Source organism: Alteromonas sp. CNT1-28 (assembly GCF_022348345.1).
In the GTDB taxonomy this organism is placed as follows: Bacteria; Pseudomonadota; Gammaproteobacteria; order Enterobacterales; family Alteromonadaceae; genus Alteromonas; species Alteromonas macleodii.
Genome location: NZ_JAKREZ010000096.1, coordinates 1 through 2,544, shown reverse-complemented (window position 1 = coordinate 2,544; position 2,544 = coordinate 1). Strand labels below are relative to the sequence as shown.

Below are 2,544 nucleotides of genomic sequence, written 5' to 3'. Positions count from 1 at the left end.
TCCTCATCGACTTTTACCCAGATCGTTGCTTCGTCATCAAGGTCGTCAATTTTTTCAATTACTTCTATTAGTTTCATTTTATGAGACAAAGTACATAACTTTCCAATAACGGGCGCATACATACGGGGCATAATGGCGAAGCCGCCCCGCGTGTATGCGTCCCAGCGAACGCAGTGAGTGTGTTGATTGGGTTGTTAGCTGCCAATTTCATTTTGACTATGTTTGATATTTTTCTGTGTAATTTTGCTAGCTAAGTAAAATATAAGGCTAAACATAACCAAAGAAAGAAACATTGGGCCAACAATTGACGGTCCAATGTTTCCTAAGACACCAAAAATCGAAAAAATGGCAAGGAAGATAAACCCTGTGCGGACATGAGACTTTAGTGAACATTTAGAGGTTGAACTGGCAAAGAAATACCATTTAAAACCGCAATAAATAATACTAAAGACTGCGACTAAGTTAGCGATGAAAGAAATAGGTTTGGATATATTTATGAGTAAACTAATAGCCGAAATAAACACCGAACAAGCTAATAAAACTAAAATAGCTCTATTGGGTTTAATTTCAGCCACTTGCGTAGCCGTGTTAACGTTCAAACTCTCTAGCGAGATTTGAAAAGTCGCTGCTAAGCATACTTTTGTTTCCATTGATGCTTTGCTTTCAGATTCTACACGTTGAATTGTGCGCAAACTTAAGCCGGATGCGTTGGCTAGTTGTTCTTGGGACCAGCCAGACTTTTTTCTTAGTTCTTTTACAACAGTTGAATTAATCATTAATTCTTTTTCCATTTTTTGTTTCCTCTCGACTAATGTAGAGGAATTAAATATCCAATATTTGTTGTATTAATCTACGACAGTTACACGTGGGCTAAAATCCGAACGAAGTGAGTCAGCCCACGTGTTAGCGTCCCAGCGACCGGAGGGAGTGCCAACAGCGTTTTGTTAGGCGTACAAAGGAAAGTACGCAGCTTTGCTGCCACCACTAGCCGATAAGGCCACTTATTTAAATTGTTGAAATTAAGATAAAACAACCCTGTGCGAAATGCCAGATGTTAACGACATTGCTGGATAAAAGAGCGAGTTTAGAAGACTGGTGATGCAGAATGTCGGCGTTGCTGTGTGATGAAAAGTACGTTGCTAAAGCCGTTGAAACTACCGAAAAAGCCAGCGGTAAAGACAACCTAGCGAAACAACCTTGATGCTGGAATGTCACGGCTGAACCCACATTTTAATGCTCATTTTCGTGGGTTAACTTTTCAGCCAGAGCCATAATTAGTTTGTTCAATACTAAATCAATTTGGAGGCTAGCATGAACAAACATAGCATGATTTTTATAGGGTTGGATACGCATAAAGAGTTTCATGAGGTTGCTTATTGTGAGGAACAGCGTGGGGCGAGTCCGGTTCATTATGGCCGTATCTCTTCTTCCAAAGTCAGTGTCAAAAAGCTGCTACGTCAGTTTGAATCTAAATATCCCGGCTCGACACTGCACGTGGTTTATGAAGCAGGACCGTGTGGTTATTGGATTTATCGGCTGATAACGAGCTTGGGGCATTGTTGCTATGTTGTGGCACCGTCTCTTATTCCAAAAAAGCCAGGAGAGCGAATTAAAACCGACCGACGGGATGCCCTTAAGCTCGTTAGGTCACTAAAGTCTGAAGACCTTACCCCCATCTATGTACCAGAGCCGGAGGACGAAGCTGTACGGGATTTATCTCGAGCTCGAGAAGCCGCAATGAAGGATTTAAAGGAAGCCAAGTACCAGCTTAAAGCGTTACTGCTTCGCAGCAACATACGCTATGAAGGCACTGCTAACTGGTCGAAGAAGCACCTTCGCTGGCTTACAGAATTGATATTGCCTCATCCGGCGCAGCAAATAGTTTTGCAGGAACAATTGCAAACCATAGAAGAGCGCATCCGTCGACTGGAAAGGCTAGATAATGAATTAACTCACCACGTTCATCAATGGCGTTATTATCCAGTAGTGAAAGCCATTCAAGCGATGCGCGGTGTTCGATTATTAGTCGCCGTTGGTGTTGTGGCGGAACTCGGTGATCTACATCGCTTCGACCACCCAAGAAAGCTCATGGCTTATCTGGGCTTAGTTCCCAGTGAACAATCATCAGGTGGAAAGCGACACTTAGGAGCCATTACCAAAGCCGGCAACGGCAGAGCAAGGCGTTTACTGATTGAAGGAGCGCATAGCTACCGGTATCCAGCGAATGTCTCTACCGAATTACAGTTAAGGCAAGAAGGTTTATCCAAAGACATTGTTGATATCGCCTGGAAAGCTCAGCTGCGTTTGTGCAAACGCTATCAGCGCATGAGTAAAAAGGGTAAACACTACAATTTAATCATTACCGCGATAGCCAGAGAAATGGCCGCATATATCTGGGCTATCGCAAAAGAAGTGGTACTTACACCGGTTAATCCAAAACTAAGGCTGAGCCGAGTACCTGCATGATAAACGAGTTTGAGCTAACGCATTCGGATCAGGCCGCGGAATGTGGCACAACCTACGAGGGCGTTATGATGGCAATCA

2 protein-coding genes are annotated in these 2,544 nt (G+C 43.4%); one reads left to right on the top strand and one right to left on the bottom strand.

All coding sequences use genetic code 11. The features are described from left to right. Positions 1–194: 194 nt before the first annotated feature. The gene (locus MHN02_RS21480; protein WP_239247976.1) at positions 195–791 is read right to left on the bottom strand and encodes a helix-turn-helix transcriptional regulator; all 597 of its coding nucleotides are present in this window, start codon (positions 789–791) and stop codon (positions 195–197) included. Positions 792–1,311: 520 nt separating this feature from the next. Between MHN02_RS21480 and MHN02_RS21475 the strand changes: the two genes are divergently transcribed. After that, entirely contained in the window at positions 1,312–2,466 is a 1,155-nt protein-coding gene (locus tag MHN02_RS21475; RefSeq protein ID WP_061439346.1) for an IS110 family transposase, read from the top strand. The last annotated feature ends 78 nt before the right edge of the window (positions 2,467–2,544 follow it).

Bases quoted from the DNA above. Each gene is read 5' to 3' on its own strand.
- MHN02_RS21480 (WP_239247976.1), bottom strand. From the start codon at position 791: ATGGAAAAAGAATTAATGATTAATTCAACTGTTGTAAAAGAACTAAGA.
- MHN02_RS21475 (WP_061439346.1), top strand. From the start codon at position 1,312: ATGAACAAACATAGCATGATTTTTATAGGGTTGGATACGCATAAAGAG.